The 23985-nt window shown below is 36.8% G+C and carries 16 protein-coding genes and 1 tRNA gene; 11 read left to right on the top strand and 6 right to left on the bottom strand.

Features of this window, described 5'->3' with window-relative positions; all coding sequences use genetic code 11:
• The first annotated feature begins 4 nt into the window (after nt 1-4).
• Nucleotides 5-2185, top strand: a complete 2181-nt coding sequence (gene dnaG, locus HXT27_RS05825; RefSeq protein ID WP_103043128.1) for a DNA primase — start codon at nt 5-7, stop codon at nt 2183-2185.
• A gap of 120 nt (nt 2186-2305) precedes the next feature.
• On the opposite strand, the gene HXT27_RS05820 is transcribed toward dnaG, so the two are convergent.
• The 4 genes from HXT27_RS05820 to gnpA form a co-directional block, all read right to left on the bottom strand.
• Nucleotides 2306-3259, bottom strand: coding sequence for an ROK family protein (locus tag HXT27_RS05820; protein ID WP_075523418.1), 954 nt, complete (start codon nt 3257-3259; stop codon nt 2306-2308).
• 75 nt (nt 3260-3334) lie between these two features.
• Nucleotides 3335-4906: a galactose-1-phosphate uridylyltransferase gene (locus tag HXT27_RS05815; RefSeq protein ID WP_103043127.1), complete on the bottom strand. Its 1572-nt coding sequence runs from the start codon at nt 4904-4906 to the stop codon at nt 3335-3337.
• A 175-nt stretch (nt 4907-5081) separates the two neighbouring features.
• A complete protein-coding gene (locus tag HXT27_RS05810; RefSeq protein WP_199172729.1) occupies nt 5082-6170 on the bottom strand; it encodes a phosphotransferase enzyme family protein in 1089 nt (362 codons plus the stop codon).
• A 97-nt stretch (nt 6171-6267) separates the two neighbouring features.
• A complete protein-coding gene (gene gnpA, locus HXT27_RS05805; protein ID WP_103043125.1) occupies nt 6268-8517 on the bottom strand; it encodes a 1,3-beta-galactosyl-N-acetylhexosamine phosphorylase in 2250 nt (749 codons plus the stop codon).
• 468 nt (nt 8518-8985) lie between these two features.
• Between gnpA and HXT27_RS05800 the strand changes: the two genes are divergently transcribed.
• Nucleotides 8986-10113 carry an ROK family protein gene (locus tag HXT27_RS05800; protein ID WP_075523414.1) on the top strand — a complete coding sequence of 376 codons (1128 nt, stop codon included), beginning with the start codon at nt 8986-8988 and terminating at the stop codon, nt 10111-10113.
• A 193-nt stretch (nt 10114-10306) separates the two neighbouring features.
• On the opposite strand, the gene HXT27_RS05795 is transcribed toward HXT27_RS05800, so the two are convergent.
• Nucleotides 10307-12082, bottom strand: a complete 1776-nt coding sequence (locus tag HXT27_RS05795; RefSeq protein WP_103043124.1) for an acetolactate synthase large subunit — start codon at nt 12080-12082, stop codon at nt 10307-10309.
• A 257-nt stretch (nt 12083-12339) separates the two neighbouring features.
• Between HXT27_RS05795 and HXT27_RS05790 the strand changes: the two genes are divergently transcribed.
• The 5 genes from HXT27_RS05790 to HXT27_RS05770 all read left to right on the top strand — a co-directional run bounded on the left by HXT27_RS05790 (nt 12340) and on the right by HXT27_RS05770 (nt 16227).
• The gene (locus HXT27_RS05790; protein WP_103043123.1) at nt 12340-13536 is read left to right on the top strand and encodes an SLC13 family permease; all 1197 of its coding nucleotides are present in this window, start codon (nt 12340-12342) and stop codon (nt 13534-13536) included.
• 201 nt (nt 13537-13737) lie between these two features.
• A tRNA-Arg gene (locus HXT27_RS05785) sits at nt 13738-13810 on the top strand.
• A 215-nt stretch (nt 13811-14025) separates the two neighbouring features.
• The gene (gene purE / locus HXT27_RS05780) at nt 14026-14490 is read left to right on the top strand and encodes a 5-(carboxyamino)imidazole ribonucleotide mutase (protein WP_369803155.1); all 465 of its coding nucleotides are present in this window, start codon (nt 14026-14028) and stop codon (nt 14488-14490) included.
• The gene (gene purK / locus HXT27_RS05775) at nt 14474-15646 is read left to right on the top strand and encodes a 5-(carboxyamino)imidazole ribonucleotide synthase (protein WP_103043121.1); all 1173 of its coding nucleotides are present in this window, start codon (nt 14474-14476) and stop codon (nt 15644-15646) included. Before purE ends, purK begins: the two co-directional genes overlap by 17 nt.
• 182 nt (nt 15647-15828) lie before the next feature.
• A complete protein-coding gene (locus HXT27_RS05770; protein WP_075523410.1) occupies nt 15829-16227 on the top strand; it encodes a Fur family transcriptional regulator in 399 nt (132 codons plus the stop codon).
• An 85-nt stretch (nt 16228-16312) separates the two neighbouring features.
• Here the strand turns inward: HXT27_RS05770 and HXT27_RS05765 are convergent, their stop codons facing one another.
• Nucleotides 16313-17377 (bottom strand): YeiH family protein, encoded by a 1065-nt coding sequence (locus tag HXT27_RS05765; protein ID WP_103043120.1) that lies wholly within the window; start codon nt 17375-17377, stop codon nt 16313-16315.
• A gap of 591 nt (nt 17378-17968) precedes the next feature.
• Here HXT27_RS05765 and HXT27_RS05760 point away from each other — a divergent pair.
• From HXT27_RS05760 to HXT27_RS05745, 4 genes are all read left to right on the top strand, one after another.
• Nucleotides 17969-19258 carry a uracil-xanthine permease family protein gene (locus tag HXT27_RS05760; RefSeq protein ID WP_103043119.1) on the top strand — a complete coding sequence of 430 codons (1290 nt, stop codon included), beginning with the start codon at nt 17969-17971 and terminating at the stop codon, nt 19256-19258.
• 183 nt (nt 19259-19441) lie between these two features.
• The gene (locus tag HXT27_RS05755) at nt 19442-20236 is read left to right on the top strand and encodes an AzlC family ABC transporter permease (RefSeq protein WP_199172710.1); all 795 of its coding nucleotides are present in this window, start codon (nt 19442-19444) and stop codon (nt 20234-20236) included.
• A gap of 5 nt (nt 20237-20241) precedes the next feature.
• Nucleotides 20242-20577 (top strand): branched-chain amino acid transporter permease, encoded by a 336-nt coding sequence (locus HXT27_RS05750; RefSeq protein ID WP_103043118.1) that lies wholly within the window; start codon nt 20242-20244, stop codon nt 20575-20577.
• A 303-nt stretch (nt 20578-20880) separates the two neighbouring features.
• On the top strand, nt 20881-23901 hold the full coding sequence (locus HXT27_RS05745; protein ID WP_103043287.1) for a UPF0182 family protein: 3021 nt from the start codon (nt 20881-20883) through the stop codon (nt 23899-23901).
• Nucleotides 23902-23985: the final 84 nt, after the last annotated feature.

The raw sequence follows: 23985 nt of genomic DNA, 5'->3' as shown, positions 1-23985 counted from the left end.
TATTATGGCAGGAATCATTTCACAAAAAGACGTTGAGCGCGTGCGTGGGGTAGCAGATTTATATGACATTATCTCTGCAACTGTTACATTAAAAACTGCTGGAATTGGTTCTTTTGTAGGTCTTTGCCCTTTTCATGACGAAAAAACTCCAAGTTTTAATGTTCGTCCTTCTTTAGGTGTTTGGCATTGTTTTGGTTGTGGTTTAGGCGGAGACGTATTCGATTATGTTGAGCAAAAAGAGAATATTGATTTTCGTGAAGCTGTTGAATTATTAGCAGATAAATATCACATAGAATTGCATTATGATAATTCTAAAGACGATAAAGATAAATCTCATGTTTCAACTAAGCGCGCGCGTTTGCTAGAAGCAAATGATGCTGCTCAAGAATTTTTTGTTAAAAATCTGCTTATTCCGGAAGCCGCTGCTGCGCGAAAACTATTAGCAGGTCGTAATTTTACTCAAGCTCAATGTGAAAGATTTGGTTGCGGATATGCTTTACAAGGTTGGGATAATCTTGTTCGATACTTATCTTCACGTGGTTTCACGCATCAAGAATTATTAGATGCTGGTTTAGCTCGATTATCTCAGCGCGGAATTTATGATTATTTTAGAGGTCGTCTTACATGGCCAATTCGAGATTCTACAGGCAGAACTCTTGGATTTGGTGCCAGAAAACTTTATGATGACGATTCTATTAGCGCAAAATATATCAATACTCCAGACACATCGCTTTATCGTAAAAATCAAGTTTTATATGGTATTGATATAGCAAAACCAAATATTGTAGAAAAACGACAAGTTGTGATAGTTGAAGGATACACAGATGTTATGGCTTGCCATTTAGCTGGAATTGATACTGCTGTGGCAACTTGCGGTACTGCTTTTGGCGTTGAACATGCGAAAATGGTTAGGCGCTTAATAGCGGACGATTCTTTAGGTGGTATTCAGCTTGTTGGTCCTCTTAAAGTTAAAGGTCAAAATGTAAGTTCGCGAATTGTTTTTACTTTTGATGGGGATGCTGCAGGTCAGAAAGCTGCAATTCATGCTTTCGGCTTAGATTCAGCATTTTTAACTCAAACTTTTGTTGCAGTTGCAGATAATAATTTAGATCCTTGTGATTTGCGTATTCAAAGAGGTGATGAAGCAGTTCGAGCGCTGATTTCTAGCGCTAGTCCGCTTTATGATTTCGTTATCAACACTGTTATACGTAAATTTGACACAACTTTTGCAACTGGTCAAATGGGAGCTGTAAAGGCTGTTTCGCCATTGGTCGCGCAAATTAGAGATAGATCCTTGCTAGATATGTATACGCGTAAAGCAGCGAGATTTATTGGAATTGATTTGAATATTATGCGCCGTGAAGTTGAATCCGCGAGAAGACGACTTCATATTAAAACAGAGGATGCTTACGCTCCAAGATTTGAGTCGCAATCTTCGTATTCTTCATATTCTTCAGCATCTGCGTCTGCATCTGCGTTTTCTGGAGGATCTGCTGTAAATTCTGTTTCTCAAAAATTTATGAATCCTGCAGAACGATTGAATATTATGCGAGAAGCATATCATTCACAAAGCTATTATCGAATTGACGACACAGTTTTCATGTGTGAGCAGCAATTTATGTCCGTGTTAGTTCAAATGCCTTTAGCTTTTCAAGAATCGCTACTTTCGCGTTTGACTTTAAATAATTTTATTACTCCAATTTTCAGAACGCTTTTTCAAGCTTTTATAGCTGCAGATGGATTCCCTGATCCAAATATAACTCAAGGACTTTGGCTACATAAGCTAATGAAAGCTGGCGGACCTGTTCTTGAACCTGTTATTACAGAGCTTGCTGTTACACCATTGCCGCTTGCGATTTCTAAAAGAGAAGATTACAACGCGTCTATTGGATTTAGCGCTTATGCTAATCAAGTACAAAGTCAGACCATCGCGAACAGTCAAAATGCTCAAAATGCTCAAAACATTGGTTCTCCTGCAGATACTCTGAGAAGACCAAGTGAAAGTGAGTCGCAATACGCTAACGAGTTGCTTATTAAACTTTTAGACATTGGATATATGCGTAGAATTGGTGCCGCTAAAATTCGAATGTCAAAATTACCTGATTGCAAGGAGAAACTAAATCTTCTTGGGGAAATTAGCTCTATGGAAGCTGAGCGCAAAAATCTTAGATCTCTTACTAACTAACTGACTAACTAATATAAAATCAGTTGGTCTTAATTATTTGCGCCTGCAACCGCTTGCTTTAAGATTTTGAGTTAATCTGCGTTAAACAGGAAAATCTTATAAAATGTGCAAGTATTACAATTAAGCTAAGTTGTTTATGCGAGCAGATATAGCAGCTCCTAGTGCTCCAACAGGCTGATTAGATGGCACAAGCACAAGTCTTTTAGTAACATTCAAGCTTTGTAAAAATGGGCAAGTACTAGCGCGATTGTTAAGCTCTTCGCAAATAATTTTAAGCAACTTCTCGCCAGTTCTTGCAACTCCGCCTCCAATAGCAATAATTTGCGGATCGTAAGCGTGTACAACGATTTGTACAGCATCAACCATTGCGTGAACAACCATATCTAGCACTCGTTTTGCTTGAGGATTCCCATCTTCAGCTTTCGAGATCAAATCTGGCATAGCTGGATTCGCGTAAGGCCATAAGCGAGATATTGCACCTCCAGAAGCAACTGTTTCTAAGCATCCTTTTTGTCCGCAAGGGCAATCGAACATATTTGCATCTACTGGTATATGTCCGATTTCTCCGTAAGCTCCACTAAAACCATGTAAAGCTCTTCCGGATTTCACAACACCAGCTGCTAATCCTGTGCCAAAATTAAGCATAACTACTGTTGAATCACAATTCTCAGTATTGATATTCTCGAAAGTATTGTTCTCGTAAACTAAACTAGCAGCTCCAAGTGCTGCTGCATTTACATCGTTTTCAACATGAACGCTAGCGCCATATTTAGCGCAAACTTCAGAGCCTAATTCTAAAGTAGTAATACCTAAATTGACAACGTTTTTTACGCATCCAGTATTCCAATTAACTTGCCCTGGAATACCGATTCCAACAGGTATAGGAGTTTCAGATAACTCTTTAGCTACACGCGTAATATCGTCTACAACCTGTTTTTCGCCGATTCTAGAGGGTATTCTTAATTCTTTAAGCACGTTATTATTCTCATCAATAACAATGCCTTCAATTTTTGTACCGCCAATATCAATCCCTATCGTTAAATTATGATCTCTATTCGGCATTTGCATATTCATAACAGCTCTTTTCTATATTTTGCATAGTTTAAGCACGTCATTTTGTACCTAATTCATATGCATTTTTACATAATTTTATTTTTCGTTTTCTTGCATAAATCCTAAAGAATTAAGGAAAACAATAAGATCTTGCTTATTTTTGAACACAGCTGTATTTATTAGAATGCGTTCGCATATGCTTGCAAGTTCTTCTCGAATAGCATTTTTAATAACATTCTTATCTGTATTTCCTTGTAGAGTTTCACGCAATTCATCCCATACGAGTTTAAACTCAGACTCGTCTTCTGGAAGTTTCGCATCTTTGCCGTATTCTAAAGCTTTTTTAATTTCATCAAGTTGTTTCACTAATCTTCCCGGAAGTATAAATAATCCTTGAGCTTCGATTAGTCCAATAGGCTCTTGTTTTACAGCATAATATTCAGGATGAGCGTGGAAAATCCCATCAGGGTACTCATTGCTTACAGCGTTATTTCGGAATATGAGATTCATCTCGTATCCGCGCGCTGTTTTAATAACGCTTGGAGATAAAGCTGATTGAGTATTTTGATTCTCATCTTTTGAAGAAATGTTTAACTTAGGATTATCGTAATCTACCCATGCTTTACGTATATAATCACATACTTCAATAATGTTTTCTCTATTTTTAGACACGACTCGTATAGCAGTTCCAGGCCAATCTAAAACTTCAAGTATTGTATCTTTATAATTTTCAAGGTGGAGAGTTTTTAACGCCGGAGCATGATGCATAGGCATATGCTCTCCACCTCCTTGGTAATGATCATGAGCAAGAACTGATCCGCCAATTCTAGGAAGTGCTGCATTGCATCCTAAGAAGTAATGTGGAAATTCGTCTACAAAATCAAGCAAATTAACAAAAGTATTGCGATTGACAACCATAGGAGTATGTTGTGAATTTACGCATATTCCATGTTGATTGAAGTATCCGTAAGGGGAGAATTGCCAGAACCACTCTTTTCTGCCAAGATTTAGAGATAGCGTGCGCAGAGTGCGTTTATTTCTACCTGCGAATCCTTCATTTTCTCGGCAAATAGTGCATTTAGGATATCCTCCAGATACGCTATTTCCGCTTGCTGCTTTACTCATATTCTTAAATTCAGGCTTAGCTAAATTGATAGTAATTATGAGATTATGTGAGTTAAATCGAATATTTTTCTTTAAAGCAGCTTGTTTAACATAAGTATTATTTACGCAATAGTTGTAAAACCATTGTTGAGCGGCACTAGAGCCTTCTTTTTTCTTAGTTTGCTCAAAAAGTTGCTGTATTTTAGAAGGGTTCGCGCTTAATAATCCCATAATCGTATCGCTATACGTATCTTCTTCGCTTGGATCGAGAAGATTCGCATTATAAGCTGCTTGGAAGAAACGATTTAAAATATCATCAATTGAAGAATTACTTGCGCCTTCTGCGCATTCTGCGTCTTCTTTTGATCTCGCTTTGCAATCTTCGTCTTCTTCAATGCTTTTTTGCTTATCTAAAGAAGATGATTTATAAGAATCTAAATTAAATAATGCAAAAATGTGATTCTTCGTAATATTTGCATCAAGTGGATCAAGATTCAATGATTTTTGTGCAAAGTCAATAAGCTCATCAATACTTTCATACACAGAATTCAATGCAACTGTCATAATACGCCTCTTTGTTTGTATCACTTTATGAACGACTTTGTTGGTTGCATGCGTTTTTATAAAAGCTTATATACAACCAACAAAATCATTTGCACCAATTACTTTTAATCTTCTAAAACGCGCTTCTTTTTGTGATTTTGAATAAGTTTTATATTTATTATTGTTATTCAATAATTTATTCATTCATAATATCGTCTATTATTTCGCGTATTTCAGTTGATTTTTCTTCCATTTCTTGAACTAATTTAATTTGCGTACGAGTTCTTACTAAATTGTGATCCTCGTAGTGAGTTGCAAAATATGTATCTCCTTGCAAATAATCAGTTAAGAATCGCATTCCGCATTCTAAAGTGAGCATATTGCCTGCAATAGCTAATAATTGCGTTTCGTTTTGCGTAATATTGTTCTTCTGCTCACTAATAAATCCTTGAGTATAAGCTTTGAAGAATTCAGTGCTAAAATGAACTTTCTCAATATCTTTTTCGTCTTCTAACGCTGTTGAAGCGCCAAAGCGAATAGAGTCTCCAAAATCATAAAGCATGCTACCAGGCATAATCGTATCTAAATCTATAATCGCACGTGGCTTATGAGTAGTTGCATCCATTAAAATATTATTCAATTTAGTATCGTTATGCGTAACTCTTAAAGGAATTTCTCCACTTGCTAAACCGCTTGTAATAGTAGAGTAGAAATCAGCGTGTGACATATAGAAGTCGATTTCTTTTTGGCAAGTTTTCGCTCTATCAAAACGATCTTCGCTCACAGCTTTTTTGAAGTCACAAAAGCGATGAGGAGTATCGTGGAAGTGAGCAATAGTTTCAACTAATTTCGAAGCGTCAAATTCAGCAAGATAATTTTGGAAACTACCAAAAGCTGCACCTGCATCTTTAAACACTTGCGCATTTGGAACTAAATCGTAAGAAATAGTATTTTCAATAAACGCATACATTCTATACATTTCAGGCTTATTATTTCCATCAACGTATTCGTAGTAGCTTTTCTTATTATGAGTAGGTATGATTTCCAAAGTTTCTTGATTTTTAGATCTCAAGAAATTGGTTACTAGCTCAATATTTCTCATTAGATTGACTGTATCTGGGAAGATATCAGTATTCATCTTTTGTAAAATATAGCGGCGATGCTTGTTGACTGCTAGATATGTTGTGTTAATGTGACCGCTACCATAAGGTGTGATTGTTGTAAAAGAATCTTCAACATTAAATTGTTGTGCGATTTCGTTAAGTGTTTCGTTATTCATAATAATAATTCCTTTTTAAATAACACATTGAGCTACAAGCTGCATTGCAAGCAGCTCAATGTGTAGTGACAAACCATTGTAGAGTGTGTTGCGTTGAGAAAATCTACAATGTTTGCCATTTAATGGCGCTTGAATCAAGATGGAATTGATCAAGAGTGCCATCAGCTCGTTGTACGGTAGTATCTTGCGGTTTATCTGTGTTGTTGATAACGCAATACATGTTATCTTCTGGGAAGTGAGCTACTTCGCACTCTGGATTAGTTGAACTCCATGCTGCGTAGCAATCTTCTTTATGGCATGCATAGAAGAGTATGCGTTCCAAAAGACGAGCATTTACAGCAGAATAAGGAAGCCCAGAAATATATACTCCTCTTCCTTTTCCATAGTTATTAGTTGCAAGCTGAACTTCTCCATTATCTGCTCGCAAAATTTCAACCTTTTCGTTAATAGGGTATGTGTTTAAAATCACTTCACCAAAATCAATATCATTTAACGAAGCAGGTTGTCCGCCACCGCAGCCACTCAAAGCAATAGCGCGTTTGCTATTGGCTTGTTCGATTTGGCTTTCACTTGTTGGTATATCTTGAGTTATGAAGTGTTTGCTAACTAAAGCAGGGAAGTACTTGTCAATTGAAAGAGTCTGGAATCTTTCTTCATCAACTCCGAAAACATCAGCTAGTTTGAAGAATCGAGTATCGTTTGGCTGATAATATGAGCTTGGTTCGCCAACGCCAATCAATCCTCCTCCATTCAGAACCCATTGACGCAAAGTTTCAACGAGTTGAGGATTCTTCCAAACTTCTCCGCCGCTGTATGAAGTATTTACAGGACCTCCTGTAACAACTACGTCAATATCTCTATCTATTCCGTGAGCTAATACATCTTCAAAACTAATGAATTTTACATTCACTCTCATTCCTGAAAGCGCTTCGAGAATTCCGTAGTATGAATATGTTTGCTTGTTTGGAAGTGCGTGTGCAACAGTGTACGCCATCCAAGAACGCATGCTTCCCCAAGCGTTTAGAATAGCAACATTTAATTCGCCTTCAGCTGCATGTCCGTGAGTTCTATCGTGAATATCGCGGAATTCGTTTGCAATATTTGTAACAGTATCTACAAACTTAGGGAACTTTGCAGCTAAAGATAAGTATCCGCCGTATCCCATTCGAGAAATCGGGGAGCGAAGAATAGCTCTACGAGCTTTACGCCAATTGTCTAAACCTTCAATGCTAGGATCGTTTCCTTCATAGAAAGTATCTGGGAAGAAGTAAGGAAGGAATCTGCCTTCAGTGTATTTAACGCCTGGAATGTCTGCAATCATGCGAGTTGTAGTTCCATCTCCAATTGATCCAACTACAGCGTCAAGTCCAAGTTCGTCAAATCCTTCTTTATATGGCTCTGTTCCAATCCATTGGTCGCCAAGGAACATCATTGCTTCTTTGCCATGAGCATGAGCCATGTCTACCATTGTTTTTACGTTTTTGCGCACGAATCGTGTTGTGAAGTCAATCCAATCACGTTGAGCTTTACGCGGGCAACGCCATGCGGAATTGTATGATCCTGCATCCACGAAATCTTCAGGTCTAAGTCTATACCTGTATTCTTTTTCAAAATCGTCAAGTGCTTCAGGTGAAACTGTGCAAGAGCATCCGAACCAATCAACTACTTTTTCTCTGTGTGATTCATCGAAAAGCAGAGTGAATTGATAGAAGAATGTAGTGAATCGTACAACATCTGTTTGAGGATTATCTTCTAGCCATTTCTCAAATGTTCGCATAACGAAATCGCGAGTTTTTTCATGATAAATATCAAATGGAATCTCGTGCTCTTTATCTCCCCAATTATTTGTGAGGTGATTATACATTTCAACAGGATCCCAAATAATATATGCAAGGAATGAAGCAGTGTATTCATGCATTGCAATAGTGTTATCTACTATTACGCTATGAGTTGATTTTTCTACTCTCCAAGATTCGCAAGGTACTATTTCTCCTGTAGTACGGTCGATTACTTCCCAATATTTATGAGGATTTGCATCATAATTTGGAGTTAGTTGCTCATTGAAGAAATGTTCCATAAGAGGGATGGTTGTGTTATTTGATTCCGCAAGTACCCTTTCACTTAATAAGTAGACTTGCGGAGTTTCATCCATGTGTAGAGTAATCCATTCGTTGTGTGCGCGAGTAGGGAAGTAAGCGCTGTAGATTTTTTTACCTAAGCTAAGAACTTCTTTATCTAATTGAGTTCCATCTGAATTGCGAATGGCATCTGCGCCCCATAATTCCGCGAGCTGCTTGGTTTTTTCTGCGAAGTTTGATTCGCTTGGCAACGTAAAACGTCCAGTCGAAGCCATAATAATCTATCCTTTCTCTCCCCATTGTGAGATTGAAATAAGTCCGCAACTACCTCGATTGCTAAAGTAAATGTTAGCATCCATAAAGTATTTTGTCAACGTTGCTGACATAAATATTTTATAATATTTTTATATAAAATTATTTGTGTTAAAGCCTTTATTGTTGTGCATGTAAATAAAATTTATCTTGTTATTTATTTTATATGTAATGGTAGTGTAATAGTTTTTATTGTATTGATGATATTCATAAAAATGAGTAATTCAAAATCGTAAAAAATAATCTTAATTTTATTTGTAAAATTAGTGTCATATTTAGTTTTGGCGAAAAATAGCTAGTTATAATAACAATAATAAAAGTAAAGAGCATTGACGAAATGGTTGAAAAATGTATAATTATTTATAAGTATTTTTTGTTATATCACGTGTTGCTACAGTGTGGTAGTGTGATGCTCTTGAGTGGAGGATGAGATGAGTAATGAGATAATGAAGAAGTTACCTTCAGATATTAGGGTTAATAATATTTCAGCAATTTTTAGTTTGCTTTTCCCTACTAAACAAATGCCTAGAGTAGAGCTTGGTAATAAAATCGGTCTTTCACGCATGGCAACAAGTGAAGTTACAGGTGAAATGATACGAGATCATATTCTTCGCGAAGTCGGGGATGACGATCGTGAAGGACGCGGTAAACGTTCAAAAGTTTTGGCTATTGACACATCCTATTGGCGAGTTATAGCTCTAGATTTAACTGATTCATACGCATTTAAAGGTGCGATTATGGATTTGTGCGGAAGCATTATTAAGAGAATAGAAGTTTCTAGCACAAACAGCAGTGAAGAAAAAGTAGCTAAAATAATCGAATTATATAAAAGTTTGTCTTCTGCTACTGAAAGAAACATTTTAGGTATTGGCGTAGCTTTAGCTGGAATTGTAAATGAAGAAGGAACAGTCGTAAAATCTGTGCGTCTTGATTGGACTGATTTTCCAATTAAGAAGATTATTGAAGAAGCGACTGGTATTCCAACAATTGTCAGTCACGATACAAGTGTTTCGCTCGTTGCAGAAAGATTCTTTGGAAGAGCTACGCAAAATTCCATGCTCATAACTGTTGGCGGAGGTGTGGGCGCAAGCCTTTACATAAACGATAAGATTGTTACTGGTTCAACATTTTCTGCTGGTGAAATTGGACATATTATTGTTGATCCAGAAGGCGAAATGTGTGGTTGTGGACGCAAAGGGTGTGTAGAGTCCATGATTTCTGAGCCAATTTTGAGAAATCGTATAGCTAAAAATCCTTTAGACAGAGAAAATATACTCAGAGACGCTGGGCGTACTCTTGGTCGAATAATGTCTGTACCTGTTGGATTACTTAACTTACATGATGTTGCTATTTATGGCGCATCAGATATAGTTTGCAATTGTTTCTTAGAAGGAATACGAGAAGAATTCCACAATAATATCTCGAATGGATATTGTGAGCCTCCAATTGTTTATCGTTGTTCTCAGGGAGAAGATTTGGTTTTGCGTGGACAAGGAGTGGAAGTAATTCGCAGAATGGTTCCTCTGATACATCGCGAAGGAATTGTTGCAAAAAAGTAGAAAATATAAATATTTTATTTTCATACGTTTGTTAAGCTTATCTCATATTGCTAAGTTTGTTCGTACGTGTTTAAAAACGCCGTCCTTTTATCAATTAAAGATATAAAGACGGCGTTTAGTTAATAGTCAATATGATATGAATTGCAATTTATTAGTTTTAAAAGCTTTATAAGTTTTATAAGCTTTATTAGCTTTATTCAATATCTCCTAATTTCTCAATCAACTTCATATTTTCACGATAATCCACAGGGCATGCGATCACGTCAACTCCAGATTTTTGTGCTAAAGCTTCGCTTAGCATATTGTATAAATCGTCAGGGTTTTTAACTACAGATCCTCTAGCTGAAAAGCTTTGTGCAAGCTTTACTACATCAGGATTTTTAAAATCAACGTATTCGTGTTCGCCGGCATGCAAATCCATTTTCCATTTAATTAAGCCATAAGCGTTATCTTCCCAAACTAAAATCACCATGCGCGCTCCAACTCGCACAGCGGTTTCAATTTCTTGCACATTCATCATGAAACTTCCATCACCCATAACTGCTAGTACAGGCTTTGTGTTCATTTTTCGTTCGCTATTTCGTATGAACGATGCTCCTACAGCTCCAGGAAGAGTCCAAGCCATTGTAGAAAGACTGTTATCTATTATGCAAGTATTCGGATGCATAGTTGGATACAATCTTGCCATCCACATTTTTAAAGCACCAGTATCTACAAGAACTGTTGTGCCTTCTGGAACTGCTCTACGAGTATCGTAAACGATTCTTTGCGGTTTCATAGGCATGCTTTCATCATGCTCAAATGAATGAAGCTCATCGCTTAACATTTGACGAATGCGAGGGTGGCTGACGTCAAAACTAATATTTTGCTGTTTTAACGTATTTGTAAGTGCTAACAAAGTCTGACTTATATCTGCCATAATATTCAGTGCAGCTGGATAGTGAGCATCTGTATCTTCCACAAAAGTATTTATGTGAATAATAGTTTTATCGTTATGCGGATTGATTTTCTTCGGATCAAATTGCTGAATTGAGAATCCTACTGCAATAATTAAGTCAGCTGTATCAAATGCAAAATTCTCATAATCGCGGTGCATGAATCCAACTACACCCAAAGCATTAGGGTGATTGTCTGGAAACACGCCTTTGCCTTCAAATGTAGTTGCTACAGGTACGTTAAGTTGTTCTGCGAATTTACGTAATTCTTCTTGCGCGTGCGATCTTGCAACACCGTTTCCTGCAAGTATGATTGGACGTTTTGCTTGCTTTATAATCGAAGCAGCTTCGTTAATAGTGTCTTGAGCTGGAAGAATATGTAAAGGACGAGGTAGTGGAAGTGGCTTTGCATCTACTGGCGCATCCATTTCACTAATATCTTCAGGTATAACAAGGCAAGTAGCTCCCGGGCGTTTACGTTGTGCTATAGAAAATGCTTTTCTTACCATTTCAGGAGCGGAAGCAGGAGCTAGCATCATAGAAGACCATTGAGTTATAGGTTGGAATAATGAAACTAAGTCAATAATTTGATGTGATTCTTTATACAAGCGAGATACATTTCCTTGAGCGCATAATGCTACAAGCGGAGTAGTGCTTGCGTTTGCTTGTGCAACAGGAAGAGTTAGATTCAAAGCTCCAGGGCCTAGAGTTGCTAAACATACACCAGGTTTTCCAGTGATATGTGCGTATGTTGCTGCCATGAATCCAGCGCCTTGTTCGTGTCTAGTTACTATAAAACGAATATGCCCATTTCTTTCTATAGCTTCTAGAAGAGGAATATTTTCTTCACCCGGAATTCCGAAAATAACTTCAACGCCTTCGTTTACTAAACATTCAACAATCAAATCAGCTGTATTCTTAGTATGCTCAAGATTTTGCTGCTGATTTTGCGGCTGATTATTCTGCTGATTTTGCCACTTTGACGCTTCTTGATTTTTAAATTCAATAGCTTCTTGATTCAGATTATTTTCCATAACAGTTGCTCTCGCTTTTTATGGGCTACTTAATTCTACTTCATTATATTAGCTATATCAGTATTATCGAGCGATGTTATTGTTGCGCGTGTCTTGGAAAAAGGTCGGATTTTACGTTGTCTTATTTTTATTATTAACGCTTGTGTTTAAGGCTATTATACGTTGCAATTTCAACGATTTGGTCGGAAATAAAAATAAGAAATATGTGTAGTTTACGATACAATTAGGAAAGTTGTGTAAATTGTCACGGAGGAATAATGCGACGCTGGTTGCTGAACCTAGTCAAGTGTGAGACTATCCTTATCGTGGCTGCTATTTTAGCTATAGTTTCTTGTTTTTTTGTACCTCCGGATTCGCATTATCTCAGCTATATTCATACGAATACAATAGCTCAGCTTGTTGGTTTAATGATGGTAGTATGCGGATTTCAGCGTATAGGCGTTTTTAGAAGTATAGGATCTCGCTTACTTAGACATGTGAAAACTGAGCGCGGATTAGTTATAGTGCTTATGTCGCTTACTTTCTTTTCGTCTATGTTTATTACAAACGATGTTGCGTTAGTTACTTTCGTGCCTTTTGCTATTTCTGTGCTAGTTATGGCTAATGCTGAAAAACATGCTATTTTAGTTATTACTCTTATGACTATTGGCGCAAATGTTGGAAGTATGTTTACGCCTATTGGAAACGCTCATAATTTGTATTTGACTGCTTTAACGAAGAAGTCTGCAGGAGAATTCATTAGCATTATGGCACCTTATACAATCACTTCAGCATTGTTGATGATTGTTTTTGCTTTCGTGTTTTTTAAGCCTACGAACGTAAAAGAATTTTCTGGATTGCATAGTGACGATATTGAACAAGGCGTTCTTGCTCCTTCTCAAGGTAAACCTAAACCAGATGAGATTCGTCTTATGGGTTATGGAGCAGGATTTAGTAAGTGGCGTGTGTTAGTTTATTGTGCTTTATTTGCAATATGCTTGTGCGGTGTTGCTGGCTGGATTCCAGATTGGGCAATGATACTAATAATCGTGATTGCTTTTATTATTTTCGATAGACATGTATTCCGTTCGCTTGATTGGGCGCTTCCGCTTACATTTATTATGTTCTTTATTTTCATTGGTAATATGCGTAGAGTCCCAGGATTTACTGAGCTTGCTCAAATGTGGGTTGGAACGCATCCAATGGAAGTATCTATTGCATCAAGCCAATTTATAAGCAATGTTCCAACAACTATTTTGCTTTCTGGTTTCTGTGATAAGTGGAATCAACTTATTATTGGAACTAATTTAGGCGGAATGGGAACGCTTATTGCATCTATGGCTTCATTGATTTCATATAAAGGTATTACGAATAAGTATCCGCATAATAAGGGACGCTATTTGCTTATGTACACTTTAGTTAATCTGCTTTTCCTTGCTGTACTTGTTACGCTTGCGTGGATTATAGAAAAATAGTTTGTTTTGGTTTTGGTTTTGATTTTGATTTAACTTTGATTTTTGATTTTATTTTTGGTTTATTTTGAGTGTGTTTTTTGCGTGTTTTTGATTTGTTTTTAACTTGTTTTTGAGCGATTTTAAAATTTATTATAAAATTTGCAAAATTTATTTCAAAAAATGCGAGTGTTATATTGAGTATTTGCTATACTTTCTTTTTGCGCCTCTGTAGCTCAATGGATAGAGCAACGGCCTTCTAATCCGTTGGTTGCGCGTTCGAATCGCGTCGGGGGCACGAAATCTGCTTTTTGCCTGCTTTTTGCTTGCATTTTGCGTACTATTTTCTTGCTATACGCTTTTTATTTTATTTTTTATTTGAGTATTCGTTTTATAAGTAATATATTCCACTTATTTTATAAGTAATATATTCTCCTTAGCTTTGCGTAAAGTTAGCATTGCATGTCATGGGAGGTTATTGTGCAAGAAACAAAGCCAATTGTTGCAGTCGTAATGGGTTCCTCTAGTGATTGGGAAACTATGCGTCATGCTTGTGAAATTCTCGACAAATTCAAAGTTCCTTATATGAAACAAGTTATTTCTGCTCATCGTACTCCAGAGTTGATGGCTGATTTTGCGCATAACGCTCGTAAAAATGGTTTACACGTTATTATTGCTGGAGCTGGAGGAGCAGCGCATTTGCCTGGTATGGTTGCTGCTCAAACAACTCTTCCAGTTATAGGTGTTCCAGTTAAATCTCATGCTCTTTCAGGTTGGGATTCCTTACTTTCTATCGTGCAAATGCCGGGAGGAATTCCTGTTGCAACCACTGCAATTGGTAATTCTGGAGCAACTAATGCAGGCTTGCTTGCTGTAAGCATTTTGAGTACTACAGATAATGATCTTGCTAATGAACTTGAAAAGTATCGTGCGCAATTAAAAGCGAAAGTTGAGGAATCTAATGCCAACCTTATCTGAAGTAACAAATGGTACTGTTGAGCATTTAATGCCAGGAGCAACTATTGGAATTATTGGTGGCGGTCAGCTAGGGCGTATGATGGCTCTTTCTGCTCGATATATGGGTTTTCGTGTAGGAGTACTTGATCCAACTGAAAATTGCCCTGTATGCCAAGTAGCTGATTTTCAAATTGAAACAGATTACGATGATTTAGATGGTTTGCGTGAACTTGCGAAGCGTTGCGATGTTCTTACATATGAATTTGAGAACGTTAATGCAGATGCTCTTGATAAAGTTCGCGATTTGGTTGCTGTTCCTCAAGGAACTGACTTATTGCGTATAACGCAAGATCGTGTTTTTGAAAAAGAGTTTATAAATAATCACGGGACTGAAACTGCTCCTTGGCGTGAAGTCAATAATTTAGATGATTTAGATTCTGCTATTAGTGAGATTGGATTGCCTGCGATTCTTAAAACTCGTCGTGGTGGCTATGACGGTCATGGGCAAGATGTTCTTAAGACTCAAGAAGATGTGTCTAATATTCATAAACGTGTAGAAAAAGGTGAAAAATTCCTTCCATCTATACTTGAAGGATTTGTTGATTTTGCTTTTGAAGCTTCAATTCTTGTTTCTGGAAATGGCAAGGATTTTGTGACTTATCCTCTTGTAAAAAACGTGCATCATAATAGTATTCTTCATATGACTATTGCTCCAGCAATAGTGGATTCAAATGTTCTTAAAACTGCTCAAGATTTAGCTTTACGATTAGCTAAAGGATTTGAACTTGCAGGAACGCTTGGAATAGAGCTTTTTATTACTAAGGATAATCGCGTAGTAGTTAATGAGCTTGCGCCACGTCCTCATAATTCAGGACATTACACTATTGAAGCTGTAGATATGGATCAATTTGAAGCGCATGTTCGCGGTATTGTTGGATGGCCTTTGAAAACCCCTAAACTACTTTCTCCTGCTGTAATGGTTAATGTATTAGGTCAGCATGTTTGTGCTGTTCGCTCGATGATTTTAGAGCATCCGCAATGGCATGTTCATGATTATGGTAAAGCTGAAATTCGTAAAAATCGTAAGATGGGACACATTACTGTTCTTTGCGATGATCCGATTAAGGCTGCTAAAGAGCTAGATTCTACTGGTTGTTGGGATGATGAATTAGACTAACCTAATATTGTGCGCAGCTGCCGCATAATTTTCCTCTATTAAAGTTGAATTAAAGCAGAATTAAATCTGAATTAAAGCAGAATATTTATTTGTTTAATCAACATTATTTAACTTATGTAGAGGTTTGTTATGCGGTATTATTGTTTTTTAGAGTTGTCGTATTTGTGAAAGGAACGCTATACATGGTAGGTTCTCAGCCAGTGAGAAGGCATACAAAGCAGAAAGAAACCTTATTGGGTTTTTTGCGGCAATCTCGTAATTTTGTTTCTGCTCAAGATTTACATAGATTTTTAACTGATAATGGTGAGATTATTGGTTTAGCTACTGTTTATAGACAACTTAATACTCTTGCTCAGAGTGGGGAAGTAGATACAGTTAGATTCAATGGTCAGCAATTATTTAGAATTTGTGATGAGAATACTCACCATCATCATCTTGTTTGTGAACATTGCGGTAAAACTGTTGATATAGAGCCTCCGGATGACGAAGGTTGGATTCATAAAATCGCTGATTCGTATGGTTACACTGTTATAGATCACACTCTCGAAGTTTTTGGATTGTGTTCTGAGTGTCGTAAGTGACTTTTTAAGTTGCCAAACATAGGCAAAAAATAATATAAAAAAGGGAGTCTATAAGGACTCCCTAAACATAAAAATTATATTTACGTCATGCGAAGAAGCATTTTGCTGCTATGCAAGCGAGTATTACTAATACGATAGACGCTAAGAAACTTGCTGCAAAAGCCCAGCGACCCTTCTTGAAAATAGCCTTGAAGTTTACGTTAATTCCGAGAGCAGCCATAGCCATTCCGAGGAAAACGTATCCAGCTTCGACAAGAAGAGCAGAATGTGCTGTTATGAAAGGTACGTAAGTTCCAATAATAGATGCTGCAATGAAACCAAGCATAAACCATGGGAAGCTAATACTATGCTTTGTGCTACCTTCGACTTTGCTATGGCGTGCATTCCACCAAATTGCAATGAAAATTGATGCTGGAACAAGCATAAGAACTCTAGCAAGTTTCATAATTGTTGCAACTTCAATGTTATTAAAAGCGCCACCAGCTGCAACAGCATGTGCGATTTCGTGAAGGGATGCACCTGCTGTAATGCCAAGCTGTTGATTACTCATACCGAAGTGAGGAAGAATGAAGATTTCAGCAAGAGCGTAAATTGTGCCCATAATTGCAACTGTTGCAACAGCCATAACTTCGTTTTGTTCTTTTTCATCTTCTTCTTCTGGAAGAACTGGCATTGAACCAGAAAGACCCATAACTGCTGCAGCTCCGCAAATGCTTGTTCCGCCTGCTGTAAGCATTGCAAGTTGAGGGTTTACTTTCATAAGTTTTGCAATGTTGTATGTTACGAAAATCATTATTGCAACTAATATTGCTGCAATCGGTAAGCATTTAATGCCTTTCGTAAATAGATCATTCAAATTCAGCTTAAAGCCTAGGAGAATAATTCCAAGGCGAAGAAGCTTATTTGCAATCAAGCCTGCTGCGCTTTTAACGCCTGCTCGTCTTGAATCATTGTTCATTTTGTATGCGTGCAATGGCAGCTGCAGAGCCATGCCAACAAGCAACGCAATAATAAGAGCACCCAGTAATTTTAATCCTGGATATTGTTTAAGCCAGCTGCCAATAAAGGAAGCTAGAAGTGTCAATACAGCAATAATAGCCATATCGATGGTGCAGATTTTCTTTTTCCATGTATCAAAGAAATTAACCATTTAGCTCATTATTCTCTCATAATCGGACAAAAGATAACAAAATAACAACTAAAACTTTGGTTATCTATTTTTAATTGCATATTTGTAGCGAAAAGTTTAACAACACGCCGAACATGAAAATTACAGAAATGAACATAATAAATCATTATTTATCTTTTCGTTTTGTGTGTTAGTTGGAGGTGTGAGTTCGAGTGTGGAGTATGTTGCGTTTTACAGGAGTTATTGGATCTTCTATCTGTGAATATTTGATATTGAGTATTTTGCGCTCGCGAAGTTTGTTTGACTTTAGTTTCTGAATTCAGTTCTCTTAAACATAAGTGAGTAATTATAAACATTAGTTGGTGATTTTTGCGTACTTTTCGACACACCGGTTTTGCTTGAAATTCCAACAAAATTTCGCTATAAAATTGTAATTTCTTTTTTGTACTCGACACTTAGCTTTTACAACATTAGAATGTCCTCTGGCATATGGGTCGGTGGTGCAATGGAGACCTCCCAGAAGCTGCCATCCCAGCGCTCGACGAGTGCTTGTTTTTTAGCGACACTTGTTTACAAAGCATTTTATATAGCTTGTTTTTGCAAGGAGAAGAAATGAATTCGTTGTTCACGTGGCAGCTTCACGGCGATGGTAAAAGATTACAACCGGGCGAAGTTGTGGAGCCAGATGAGCGTTTAACATGGACTCGTACTGCTGGTATTGGTGCTCAGCATGTTATTGCAATGTTTGGTGCAACATTCTTAGTGCCTATTCTTACTGGCTTTGATCCATCAACTACTTTGATGTTCACTGCTCTTTCAACGGCACTGTTCTTACTTATTAACGCAAATAAGCTTCCTAGTTATCTGGGAAGCTCTTTTGGTCTTATAGCACCTGTTATGGCTGTAACAGCTGCTCATAAAGGCATTGCTGTTGCAAGCTTTGGAATTATGTGCACTGGTATTCTGCTTGCTCTTATTGGTGTGCTTGTACATTTTGCTGGAGCAAAGTGGATTGACATTATTATGCCGCCTGTTGTAAACGGTGCAATAGTTGCAATTATCGGTTTTAATTTAGGACCTGCTGTGTGGACTAACTTCCAAAAAGCTCCAGATACAGCGTTAGTAACATTGGTTGCTGTTATGCTTATTGCAGTAATCTTCCGTGGTCTTCTAGGCCGTTTGAATATTCTTTTAGGTGTTCTTGTTGGCTATGCTTATGCTTGCTACAACGGACAAGTTGATTTTTCTCAGATTGAGAAAGCTCCTTGGATTGGTTTGCCTAACTTCCACACTCCAAAAGTTGATTTCTCTGTTCTTCTTATGTTCTTGCCTGTTGTACTTGTGCTTATTGCTGAAAACGTTGGTCATGTTAAGTCTGTAGCTCAAATGACTGGTCGCGATTACGATTCAAAGATTGGCACTGCATTGTTTGCAGACGGTTTGGGTACTGCTATTGCTGGATGCTTTGGTGGTTGTGGTACTACTACGTACGGTGAAAATATTGGAGTTATGGCTGCAACTAAAGTTTATTCCACTGCAGCTTATTGGTGTGCAGCAGCATTTGCATTCATCTTAAGCCTTTGCCCTAAGTTTGGCGCTGTTGTCAATTCTATTCCAGCTGGTGTTTTAGGTGGTGTTACTACTTTGCTTTACGGCATGATTGGCATGATTGGTGTGCGAATCTGGGTTGAAAACAAAGTGAACTTCGACAAGCCAGTGAATATTATGATTGCTGCAATCGTGATGATTATTGGTATTGCTAACTTCCAATTTGCTGTTTCTGGAATTCAATTCAATGGTATTGCAATCGGAACTGTTGTTGTGCTGGTTGTATACCACTTATTGAAGGTTATTGGTAAGCTCACTGGAACAATTGCTAAAAACGATCCAGATGTAGCTTAGTTTTATAATTTGATTTAATTTGATTTAATCTAATTTAATCTGATTTTCTTTAGCGCGCTCGTATTTTGAGAATTAACTCAATTTACAGCGCGCTAAATTTGTTATAACGTGCTTACCATAATGTATACTTAAAAATCTTTGAGTCGTATATTGAAGATAAGGAAGTGGAAGTTGTTAAATTCTGTGTCAAAAAAACAGGATTCTTCTTCTAAAGAGCATTCGGATAGGAAATTAGTAATATTTAAAGCATTTGATACTGCTTTTCCGTTCACTATACCGATTTGTGCTGGATACATGTTTCTTGGTATTTCTTATGGAATGCTAATGCATGCAAAAGGTTTTTCAATATGGTATCCAATTTTAATGAGCATACTAATATATTCCGGAACAATGGAATTTATTACTCTTGACTTATTCTTCTCTTCTTTCGACCCATTTTCTGCGCTAGTTTTAGCATTAGCTGTAAATGTCAGACATATTTTCTACGGCTTAACAATGCTAAAACCATATAAAGGTGCTGGAATAAAAAAGTTTTTTATGATTTTCGATATGACTGATGAAACATTTGCTGTAAATTCATCTGCTAAAATTGCAAAAAACGTAAACAGACAATGGTTTATGTTCTTTGTTTCTATTCTAAATCATTCCTACTGGATTATTGGTGCAATAATAGGCTGGCTTGTTGGTAGCATTTTGCCAATCAATATGAAAGGTATTGAGTTTGTTTTAACAGCATTGTTCCTAGTTATTTTTATTGAGCAGTGGCGTTCTAGTAAACATCATATTGTACTTATTCTTGGTGTTGTTATTTCTGTTGTGGCACTTTCATTTCTTGGCGCGAAAATGTTTATGATTCCTTCTCTAGTAACATTTTTGATAATATTTATTATTTTTAGAAAATATTTTGAAAAATTATGCGTAAATTATAGTGACGATTCAGTTGTATCTAGTGAAAATTGCGAATCAAAAAAGGCGTAAATGTTATGAGTATGAACGTTTTTCAAAGCATAATAATTATTATTGTTGCAATTATTGGAACAGCATCAACTCGTTTTGCGGCATTTTGGATATTTCCAGAATCTAAAAAGCCTCCTAAAATCGTGCGATATCTTGGAAGTATTCTTCCGTATGCTATGAGTGGTCTTTTATTAGTGTATTCGCTTAAAACTACTAATGTTTTAAGTGGTTCTCATGGTATTCCAGAAGCAATTTCGCTGATAGTAGTTGCATTACTTCATTGTTGGCGTAAAAATATGCTACTTTCAATTGCATCTGGAACTATAACATACATGTTTTTAGTGCAATGTATATTCGTGTAATCAATTTTTGTGATTATTTAATAAAAGGATGCTTTATATAGTATTCTTAAAAATATGATTTACTCAATTTTGAAAGCTTTGCTTATTGTAGCAGGATTTGTACTTGTTTCTGTTATAAAAAAATATGGAAACAGTAAAAATAGTAATAGTTTTTACAATAAAGCTAGTAAACTCATGTCTTTCAATAGTAGTGAGTCTTCTAAAAATAATTATTCTAAAGATGACGAGTTGGATGACAATAATCAAGATCCTGAAATTTTAGATATTAGTAGTGATAATAATAGTAGTACGAGTGATTTTTCTATGAAAAGTAAACTAAATTCCGCAAAAAAGTGGCATTGGATTATTATTTGTGCAGTATTGATCGTAGTTTTTGCTATAGCTGCAGTATTTGGCCTTGCAAAGTTTGTAACTGATTGCATGTGGTATTCTCAACTTGGATTTGAGAGCGTGATTTGGATTCAGCTAGCCTCAAAGGTGGGAGTATGGGCGCTTTACACTATTTTAATGGCTGCATTTGGATATCTTTCAGCATCTTTAGCTATTCGTAAACGACCAGATAGTTCAGATGGAACTCGCATTAGCATTAAAGGTAATGTTATTGAAATCAAGAAAGGTGTAAGTTCAAAAATTGCATTCCATGTTGCTGGAATTGTTTCTTTAATAGCTGGAGCGATTTTTGGATCACAATTTTACACTCATTGGGCGCAAATTTTACTTATGTTCCATGCTCAAAAATTTGGAATTAAAGATCCTCAGTTTGGTATTGATAATGGTTTTTACGTGTTCGTTCTTCCTGGCTTAAGATTGTTTATAAAAGCATTCGTATTACTTTTAGTATTCGCTTTGATTTTCTCTATAGCAACTCACTTATTCATGGGTGCAATTCATATAACTATGCCTATAAAAGGTAAAGGTATATTCAGTATTACTAAAAATGCTCGTCATCAAATAGCTGCTTGGTTTATGCTTGTTATTACTTTCTTCACTGTTTCGCAAATAATAGATATTTTTGGAACAGTTACTTTAGATGGTCCTAGAATTACAGGCGGATTGTATACAGACATGAACGTTTCAGTTCCGCTAGATATTGTTATGGCTGTATTGACGTTTATTGCTGGCGTTGTTATATGTGCTTGGTTATTAAAATCGCATTCTCTTCGCGGCGATGTTCCTTTAGGCACTCGTTTTGTTGCTGCTTTGAAAGCTTGGAAAACTCCATCTATAACAATTGCTTCTCTTTTAGCTTCATCGATTATATTGACTTTAGTTATTCCAATGCTGACTCAGCGTTTTAAAGTTGCTCCGAATGCGCAAGAGCTTGAAGCAAAGTATATACAGCGAAATATTGACGCAACAAAGTTTGCTTATGGTTTGAATGATGTTAAGAAGGAATCATATAACGCAACTTCTACAGGAAAGTCTGGAGCTCTTGCAAAAGAAGCAGAATCCACTGCGCAAATTCGTTTGCTAGATCCTCAAGTTACTTCTCCAACATTCCGTCAATTACAACAATCTAAGCAATATTACACTTTTGCAGATACGCTTTCAGTAGATAAATACGATATTGATGGCGTGAGTCAAGATACAGTTATTGCTGCTCGTGAGCTTGATTTATACGGTAATGACAATCGAAATTGGGTGAATGATCATACTGTTTATACTCACGGTTATGGAATTGTTGCAGCTTATGGTAATAAAGTGACAACAGATGGTCAGCCACAATTCATGGAATATGGAATACCAACTCAAGGCAAGCTTACAAAATTGCAAAAGTATGAGCCGAGAATTTATTTCTCTCCAAATGCTCCAGAGTATTCGATTGTTGGCTCTCCAAAAGGTACTTCTCCTTGGGAATTTGATTATCCAACAGGTTCTAAAGGTGCATTAACTACTTTTAAAGGCAATGGTGGACCAAGTTTAGGTAGTTTCTTATCTAGACTTTTCCATGCTATTCGCTTTGAATCAGATCAGATTCTATTTTCAGATCGCGTGACTAAAAATTCTCAAATTTTGTATGATCGAAATCCTAAAGCTCGCGTATCTAAAGTTGCTCCTTACTTGACTTTAGATGGTAGAGTCTATCCTGCTGTTGTGGATGGCAGAGTTAAGTGGATTGTTGACGGATACACTACTTCTGATGCTTATCCATACTCTCAAATGACTGATTTTGGTAAAGTAACTCAAGATTCTACTACTACAACGTCTAATTCGATTAAAGGTTTAACTAATCAGCGTGCAAATTACATTCGTAATTCTGTAAAAGCTACAGTTGATGCTTACGATGGTTCTGTTGATTTGTATGTTTGGGATACTAAAGATCCTGTTATTAGAGCTTGGAGATCGATTTTCCCTGGTCATTATCATGATATTTCAAAGATTTCTGGAGATTTAATGAAGCATTTACGTTATCCAGAAAGCTTGTTTAAAGTTCAACGTTATTTGCTCGCAAAGTATCATGTAGATAGTGCAAGTCAGTTCTTCTCTGGGGAAGATTTTTGGCAGACTCCAGTTGATCCTACTGAATCTCAGCAAGCTCAGAATGAAGATATTTTGCAACCTCCATATTATTTGACTTTGCAAACAGGAGATGCAAAGAAACCTGTATTCTCTCTTGTTTCTACATATATTCCTGCCGGTAGGATTACGCGAGAAATTCTAACTGGTTTCCTTTCAGTAGATTCAGATGCAGGGGATACTCCTGGTAAAATTTCTAAGGATTATGGAAAGATTCGTTTGCAAGAACTGCCTAAAGTTTCTAACGTTCCAGGTCCTGGACAAGCTCAAAATAATTTTAATGCGAATGCAAATGTGTCTAAAGAATTGAATTTGCTTGAATCTGGTTCTACTAAAGTTAAGCGTGGAAATTTGCTTACTTTACCACTTGGTGGCGGATTAGTTTACGTTGAGCCTGTTTATGTGCAATCTAGCGGTTCTACAAGTTATCCGTTGCTTAAAAAGGTTCTAGTTGCATTCGGCGATCAAGTTGGATTTGCAGATACTTTAGATGAAGCTCTTAATCAAGTATTTGGAGGAAATTCTGGAGCTTTAGCAGGAGATGCGTCTAATAATCCTTCTGGATCTAAGGATTCTAAGGATTCTAAAGATTCTAAGGATTCTTCTTCTAATGCAGATTCTAAGGATTCGTCAAAGAATACTTCTATGAACAACAAGTCTAAAGCTGCGCTTAAACGTGCTGCTAAAGCTTTGAAAGATTCTGATGATGCGCTCCATTCAGGTGATTGGAAAGCTTATGGAGAAGCTCAAAAAGAGTTGAAAGATGCTATTAACGAAGCTATGTTAGATGAATCTATAAAGCAATAATTTTAGTGATTTACGCTTGTGATTTTTCTAGTGATTTTACGCTAGTAGTTTTTGGCTTTTATGCTAGTGATTTTACGCTAGTAG

The organism is Gardnerella bivia, from assembly GCF_049262715.1.
GTDB lineage: Bacteria > Actinomycetota > Actinomycetes > Actinomycetales > Bifidobacteriaceae > Bifidobacterium > Bifidobacterium vaginale_A.
The sequence above is the reverse complement of the archived record's forward strand: the minus strand, read 5'-3'. Positions and strand labels throughout refer to the sequence as shown.

Excerpts from the sequence above, each read along its gene's own strand:
- purK (WP_103043121.1), top strand. The coding sequence starts at position 14,474 with ATGCCAACCTTATCTGAAGTAACAAATGGTACTGTTGAGCATTTAATG.
- HXT27_RS05750 (WP_103043118.1), top strand. The coding sequence starts at position 20,242 with ATGAGTATGAACGTTTTTCAAAGCATAATAATTATTATTGTTGCAATT.
- HXT27_RS05770 (WP_075523410.1), top strand. The coding sequence starts at position 15,829 with ATGGTAGGTTCTCAGCCAGTGAGAAGGCATACAAAGCAGAAAGAAACC.
- gnpA (WP_103043125.1), bottom strand. The coding sequence starts at position 8,517 with ATGGCTTCGACTGGACGTTTTACGTTGCCAAGCGAATCAAACTTCGCA.
- purE (WP_369803155.1), top strand. The coding sequence starts at position 14,026 with ATGGGTTCCTCTAGTGATTGGGAAACTATGCGTCATGCTTGTGAAATT.
- HXT27_RS05760 (WP_103043119.1), top strand. The coding sequence starts at position 17,969 with ATGAATTCGTTGTTCACGTGGCAGCTTCACGGCGATGGTAAAAGATTA.
- HXT27_RS05815 (WP_103043127.1), bottom strand. The coding sequence starts at position 4,906 with ATGACAGTTGCATTGAATTCTGTGTATGAAAGTATTGATGAGCTTATT.
- HXT27_RS05795 (WP_103043124.1), bottom strand. The coding sequence starts at position 12,082 with ATGGAAAATAATCTGAATCAAGAAGCTATTGAATTTAAAAATCAAGAA.
- HXT27_RS05765 (WP_103043120.1), bottom strand. The coding sequence starts at position 17,377 with ATGGTTAATTTCTTTGATACATGGAAAAAGAAAATCTGCACCATCGAT.
- HXT27_RS05745 (WP_103043287.1), top strand. The coding sequence starts at position 20,881 with ATGAAAAGTAAACTAAATTCCGCAAAAAAGTGGCATTGGATTATTATT.
- HXT27_RS05790 (WP_103043123.1), top strand. The coding sequence starts at position 12,340 with ATGCGACGCTGGTTGCTGAACCTAGTCAAGTGTGAGACTATCCTTATC.
- HXT27_RS05820 (WP_075523418.1), bottom strand. The coding sequence starts at position 3,259 with ATGAATATGCAAATGCCGAATAGAGATCATAATTTAACGATAGGGATT.
- HXT27_RS05800 (WP_075523414.1), top strand. The coding sequence starts at position 8,986 with ATGAGTAATGAGATAATGAAGAAGTTACCTTCAGATATTAGGGTTAAT.
- dnaG (WP_103043128.1), top strand. The coding sequence starts at position 5 with ATGGCAGGAATCATTTCACAAAAAGACGTTGAGCGCGTGCGTGGGGTA.